Here is a 2,383-nt window from a genome sequence, read left to right as displayed (position 1 = left end):
TCAGGCAACCGTCTGTGGTGTTTGCAGAGCTAAGATTGGCGGCTTAGCGTTGCACTTCGGAGTTGAATCCGCCAAGTTTTAGTTAAGTGGCGTTAAATTAAGTCCGAAATTGGCGTCAATATGGAATGAAAAAGTGCATCTAATATCCCCCTTAATTGCCATCAGGTAAATGAATATCAGGCATTGTGGCAGGCTGTCGTGCCCGCTATAGTAGGCCTCTCAGATGTAGCGGGAGGACCGAACCATGAACCCTGACGACAAATCACTGTTTCTTGACGCCATGGAGGATGTCCAGCCACTTAAGCGCTGCGCCGATGTCCACTGGCATCCGGCCCGTAACGCGCGCGCACCACAGCATATCGACACATTGCAGCTCGATAACTTCCTCACTACCGGGTTCCTCGACATCGTGCCCCTGGATACACCGCTAAAATTCCGCCGCGAAGGGCTGCAAACCGGGGTCATTGACAAGCTTCGCACCGGCAAATACCCGCAGCAGGCCAGTCTCAGTCTGTTGCGCCAGCCGGTGGAACAGTGCCGACAGCTGCTGTTCAGCTTTATGCATCAGGCCCGGCAGGATAGTTTGCGTAATTTGCTGATTATCCATGGGAAAGGGCGCGAAGATAATTCGCATGCCAATATTATTCGCAGCTATCTTGTCCGCTGGTTGACCGAGTTCGACGACGTGCAGGCTTTTTGTGCCGCGCTACCGCACCATGGTGGCAACGGCGCATGCTATGTGTCGCTGCGAAAATCAGCCGAGGCGAAGCAGGAAAACTGGGAGCGCCACGCCAAGCGTAGCCGCTAAGTGGTGGCTACTGTACCTGCGGCACATCCTCAATCCGGGTGGTCCAGGCCGGGGAGAGCAGGTAGCGTTTCATTGTCCAGGCCGGGATGACACCCTGGCCGGCAAACCACATTTTATTGCCTTTCTCGTTCATACGATCCATTACATGCATCAATGCCTGACTATTTTGCCGGGGAGCATATTTATCGAACAAATTAAGTTGCGCCACGCCTTGACTAAAAAAGTCTCCTAGTATAACGCCCGCTTTTTGATATCGCGGACCTTGCTTCCAGATAATATCCAGGCTACGCGTTGCGGCGGCAATAATATCCCGGGTATCCTGCGTAGGGGTAAGTAGCGTAATTCCCGCACTTTTGCTGTAATAAGGTTCATGCGGATCGTGCGGACTACTTTTAATAAAAGCACCGATATAGCGACAATATTGATGCTGGGCACGCAACTTTTCTGCGGCTCTGGCCGCCCAGGTACTGATCCCTTCACGTACAGAAACGTAATCGCTAATTCGCTGGCCGAAAGAGCGCGAACTGATAATTTCATGCTTTGCCGGGGCGAATTCCTGAAAGCCCAGGCAGGGTTCGCCACGTAACTCACGAACCGTGCGCTCCAGTACCACGCTGAAGTTTTTGCGGATAAACCACAGGTCGCATTTCGCCAGATCCAGCACGGTGGTGATATTCATGGTATTGAGCTTTTTCGTCAGCCGGCGACCAATGCCCCAGACCTCTTCCACCGGTATGGAGGCCATCAGCTGTTGCTGCCTGGCAGGGGTCGAGATATCCACCACGCCGCCGCTCTGCGCCTGCCACCTTTTAGCCGCATAATTTGCCAGCTTAGCCAGCGTTTTCGTCGGTGCGATACCCACGCCAACGGTCAGCATGGTGCGTTGATAAACGGTATCGCGAATATATTTGCCGAAGCGTTTGAGATGGGGAATACCGGTAATATCCACAAATGCTTCATCAATACTGTAGATATCCACCTGCGGGCAAATCTCTTCCAGCGTACTCATCACCCGATGGCTCATATCGCCATACAACGCGTAGTTGCTGCTGAACACCGCCACGCTATGGCGCTGCAGCAGATCTTTTTGTTTGAAGTACGGTTCCGCCATGCCAATTCCCAGCGCTTTGGCTTCGGCAGAGCGGGACACAATGCAGCCATCGTTATTAGAGAGCACCACCACGGGCTTGCCGGTCAGGTCTGGCCGCCAGACGGTTTCGCAACTGGTGTAGAACGAATTGACGTCAACAAGGGCGTACATAGGACACCGGCCTTTTTTATTAATACTGTATTTATATACAGTATTGTCGGGAAGGGAAATAGTCAAGCGGTTTGTCCCTTCAGAATGCAAGGCTATGCAGATAAGAAGATTTTTGCTCCTGATATCAAAACCTAAGGAAAATGGGCGGAATAAAATGGGGGAAAGGGGAGCAGGCTGGAGCCTCTCAGACCCACGTCGCCCGATATTTAACAAATTTGATCGATAAAAGTTACCGTAAAGTTAAGGAAGGTGCGATTTAATCGGTGGGGTTCAGTGGAGTCCTTAGCTGTATTAGCCTTACCTTAGCTGAGCTG

2 protein-coding genes are annotated in these 2,383 nt (G+C 51.9%); one reads left to right on the top strand and one right to left on the bottom strand.

What is annotated here, in order from left to right:
* Nucleotides 1-244: 244 nt before the first annotated feature.
* Nucleotides 245-808 carry a DNA endonuclease SmrA gene (gene smrA, locus ACSZPU_RS25080; protein ID WP_499004307.1) on the top strand — a complete coding sequence of 188 codons (564 nt, stop codon included), beginning with the start codon at nt 245-247 and terminating at the stop codon, nt 806-808.
* Nucleotides 809-815: 7 nt separating this feature from the next.
* Here the strand turns inward: smrA and umuC are convergent, their stop codons facing one another.
* Nucleotides 816-2,069: a translesion error-prone DNA polymerase V subunit UmuC gene (gene umuC, locus ACSZPU_RS25075; RefSeq protein ID WP_499004306.1), complete on the bottom strand. Its 1,254-nt coding sequence runs from the start codon at nt 2,067-2,069 to the stop codon at nt 816-818.
* Nucleotides 2,070-2,383 lie beyond the last annotated feature (314 nt).

This window comes from Phytobacter sp. V69 (assembly GCF_965644215.1).
Classification (GTDB): Bacteria; Pseudomonadota; Gammaproteobacteria; order Enterobacterales; family Enterobacteriaceae; genus Phytobacter.
Note: the sequence above shows the minus strand (reverse complement) of the source record. Positions and strands in the feature narration are given on the sequence as shown.